Genomic DNA, 3969 nt, shown 5'->3' on the forward strand with positions numbered 1-3969 from the left:
CGCCGGTGATCCAAAGCCGCCCGAGTAGTGAACGACGAGAACGCGACATCGAGCAGATCACCAGCGACCGACGCCATCCGCTCGGTCTGCGCCTCCAGGGCCTCGACCGTACGACCGGACACCGCCACCGGCAGCAGCCCCGCCGCCGGCGCGGTCGACGCGGGCTCCGCCGGTTCGACGGGTGGCGCCTCCTCGACGATGACGTGCACGTTGGTGCCGCTGACCCCGAACGACGAAACACCGGCCCGGCGCGGATCCGGCCCGGCCGGCCACGGCACCTCCTCGCGCAGCAGCCGCACGCTTCCGGCCGACCAGTCCACATGCGAAGACGGATCGGTGATGTGCAGGGTGCGCGGCATCAGTCCATGCCGGATCGCCTGGATCATCTTGATCACGCCGCCGACGCCGGCGGCGGCCTGGGCGTGCCCGATGTTCGACTTGATCGAGCCGAGCCACAGCGGTCGATCCGCCGGGCGGCCCTGCCCGTACGTCGCGATCACCGCCTGCGCCTCGATCGGGTCCCCCAGCACCGTGCCGGTGCCGTGCCCCTCCACCACGTCGACGTCCCCGGTGGTCAACCGCGCGTCGGCCAGCGCCTGCCGGATGACCCGCTGCTGCGACGGCCCGTTCGGGGCGGTCAGCCCGTTGCTGGCCCCGTCCTGGTTGATCGCCGAGCCCCGGATCACCGCGAGGATCGGGTGGCCGTTGCGGCGGGCGTCGGCGAGCCGCTCGAGCAGGAGCAGGCCACCACCCTCGGACCAGCCGGTGCCGTCCGCGCTCTCCGAGAACGGCTTGCACCGGCCGTCCGGGGCGAGACCGCGCTGCCGGCTGAACGCGACGAACGGTGCCGGGGTGGCCATCACCATGACACCGCCGGCGAAGGCCAGCGAGCACTCCCGGCGGCGCAGCGCGGTGCTCGCCAGGTGCAGGGCGACCAGCGACGATGAGCAGGCGGTGTCGACGGTGACGGCCGGGCCCTCCAGGCCGAGCGCGTACGCCACCCGGCCGGAGATGACGGCTGCGGCGGTCGCCGTGGTCAGGTACGACTCGGCGGCCTCCGGCGCGGCGGCGAGCAGGTACTCGTAGTCCTGCTGGCCGGAGCCGGCGAACACGCCGACCGGCTTGCCGCGCAGGCTGAGCGGGTCGATGCCGGCCCGCTCGGCGGTCTCCCAGGCGAGTTCGAGCAGGATCCGCTGCTGCGGGTCCATGGTCAGGGCCTCGCGCGGAGAGATGCCGAACAGCGCCGGGTCGAAGCCGGCCACGTCGTCGAGGAAGCCGCCCTCGCGGACGTAGCTGGTGCCGGCCCTGTCCGGGTCGTCGTCGTGCAGCCCGTCCATGTCCCAGCCGCGGTCGGCCGGGAACTCGCTGATCGCGTCGACCCCGCCGGCCACCAGCCGCCACAGGTCGTCGGCGGACTCGACCCCGCCGGGGTAGCGGCAGCCCATCCCGACCACGACGATCGGGTCTTGCTCCTCGGTCTCCACCTCCTGCAGGCGCAGGCGGGTCTGGTGCAGCTCCGACGTCACCTTCTTCAGGTAGTCGAGGAGCTTTTCGTCGTTGCCCATCCGGGGTCACCGATCCTTCGCGTGGTGGCGGGGCGTTCGCGTGGTCGCGGAACTAAAGGCCGAGCTCTTGGTCGATGAAGGCGAAGACGTCCTCCGCCGAAGCCGCGTCGATCCGGTCACCGACGGCCGCGCCGCCGTCGGGGCCGAGCACCGCGGTGAGCCGGGCCAGGACCGCCTGCAGCCGGGCGGTCACCCGGTTTCGGTCGATCTCCTCGGCGGAGAGCGCACCGACGGCCTGTTCCAGCCGGTCCAGGTGGGCCAGGGCGTCACCGCCGCCGGTGTCGCACAGGGCCCCGTGCAGGTGCTCGGCGAGCGCCGCCGGGGTGGCGTAGTCGAACACCAGCGTGGTGGGCAGCTTCCGGCCGGTGGCCGCGCCCAGCCGGGTTCGCAGGTCCACTGCGGACACCGAGTCGAACCCGAGGTCGTCGAAGGCGCGGCCGGGCTCGACGGACGCACCGGAGTCGTATCCGAGAATCCGGGCGACGTTGTCGCGTACCAGGTCGAGCAGGATCCGCTGCTGCTCGGCGGCGGGCATCGGGGCGAGGCGGGCGACCAGCGCGGCACCGTCGGCGCCGCCGTCCGCGTCGTTTCCGTCGAGCACGGCCCGGACCTCGGCGAGTTCGTCCAGCAGCGGGCGGCGGCGGGCCATCGTGTACGTCGGAGCGAACCGACTCCAGTCGATGTCGGCCACCACGATCGAGGTGTCGTCCTGGTCCAGGGCCTGCCGGAGGGCGGCGACGGCCAGGTCGGCGGGCATCGCCGGGGCACCGAGCCGGCGCATCTGCTCGGCCAGTTCCTCGTCGACCATGCCGGTCTGCCAGGCGCCCCAGGCGATCGCGGTGGCGGTCCGGCCGGCGGCCCGGCGGCGCACAGCGAGGGCGTCGAGGTACGAGTTGGCGCTGCCGTACGCGGACTGCCCGCCGCTGCCCCACACCGCCGATCCGGAGGAGAACAGCACGAACGCGTCCAACTCGTGATCGGCCAGCAGTTCGTCCAGGTGCTCGGCGCCGGCGATCTTCGCGTGCCCCACCTCGGCGAACTCGTCGAGGGTCAGCTCGTCCAGGCCGGCCAGCCGCTGGGCCAGCCCAGCGGCGTGCACGACGGTCCGCAGGGGCCGGTCCGCGGGGATCGCCGCGAGCAGGGCGGCGACCTGGTCGCGGTCGGCGATGTCGCAGGCGGCCAGGGTCACCTCGGTGCCCCGCGCGGCGAGCTCGGCGGCCAGTTCGGTGGCGCCGGCCGCGTCCCGGCCACGGCGGCTGGTCAGGATGAGGTGCTCGGCGCCCTCGGCGGCCAGCCAGCGCGCCAGGTGCGCGCCGATGCCACCGGTGCCGCCGGTCACCAGCACGGTGCCGCGGGGCCGCCACTGCCGCTTGCCGGGCGCGCCGCCGGTAGCCGCGGTGACCAGCCGGCGGGCGAACAGGCCGTTCGGGCGGATGAGCAGCTGGTCCTCGCCGTCGGCGGAGAGCAGCGCCGAGCCGAGCCGGCGGATGCTCGCGTCGTCGGCGTCCTCCGGCAGGTCGATCATGCCGCCCCACTCGGCCGGCAGATCCAGCGACAGGACGGTGGCCAGGCCCCAGAGTCGGGCCTGCGCGGCGTCGACCGGGATGCGCTCGGAGTCGAGCGCCAGCGCCCGAGCCGTCACGCACCACAGCGGCGCGGTGACCGCCGCGTCCCGCAGCGCCTGGACCAGGGTGACGGTGGCGGCCACGCCGCGCGTCAACGTGCCGTGCCGCGCATGCGCCGCGCCGTCCAGGGCGAGCAGGGAGAGCACCCCGGCCGGGGTCTCGCCGAGCTCACGCAGCCGGGCGGCGAGGTCGGCGCGCTCGAGGTCGGTGACGTCGAGCTGCACGACCTCGTTGCCCCGCCGGGTCAACTCCTTGACAATCCGCAGCACCCGGTCCTCGGCCTCCAGTGCGGCCGGGACCACGACCAGCCAGGTGCCGGTGCGACTGGTGTCGACGGGCTCGGCGACCGGACTCCAGGTGAGGCGGTAGCGCCACGAGTCCACGGTGGTGCGCTGGCGGTGCTCGGCACGCAAGCCGGACAGGGCGGGCAGGACGTCGCCGAGCGCCGCCGGGTCGACGGAGAGTCGCTCCGACAGCGCGGTCCAGTCCTGGGTCTCGACCGAGTCCCAGAAGGCGGCGTCGAGGGGGTCAGCGGAGGCGGCGGCGACCGGGGCCTCCTCGACGGCCCAGTAGGTCTTGCGTTGGAAGGCGTACGTCGGTAGGTCCACCCGCCGTCCGCCGGCCAGTAGTGGGGTCCAGTCGATGGTGGTGCCGCGGGTCCAGGCGGTGGCCAGGCCGGTGAGCAGTTCGGTCTCTTCCGGGCGGGTGCGGTGTTGCAGGTTGATGAAGACCGCGTCGTCGGTGATCTGCCGGCCCAGCCCGGTCAGGGTGGCGTCCGG

At 74.1% G+C, this 3969-nt stretch carries 2 protein-coding genes; both read right to left on the reverse strand.

Translation table 11 applies throughout. The features are described 5' to 3' along the window. On the reverse strand, nt 1-1565 hold a 1565-nt coding region (locus ABZ671_RS32485; RefSeq protein WP_357865329.1), incomplete at its 3' end, for a beta-ketoacyl synthase N-terminal-like domain-containing protein. Between the two features lie 52 nt (nt 1566-1617). Beyond that, nucleotides 1618-3969: SDR family NAD(P)-dependent oxidoreductase (locus tag ABZ671_RS32490; protein WP_357865331.1), on the reverse strand; the 2352-nt coding region annotated here is incomplete at its 5' end.

Source organism: Micromonospora sp. NPDC006766, assembly GCF_040636055.1.
Lineage (GTDB): Bacteria > Actinomycetota > Actinomycetes > Mycobacteriales > Micromonosporaceae > Micromonospora.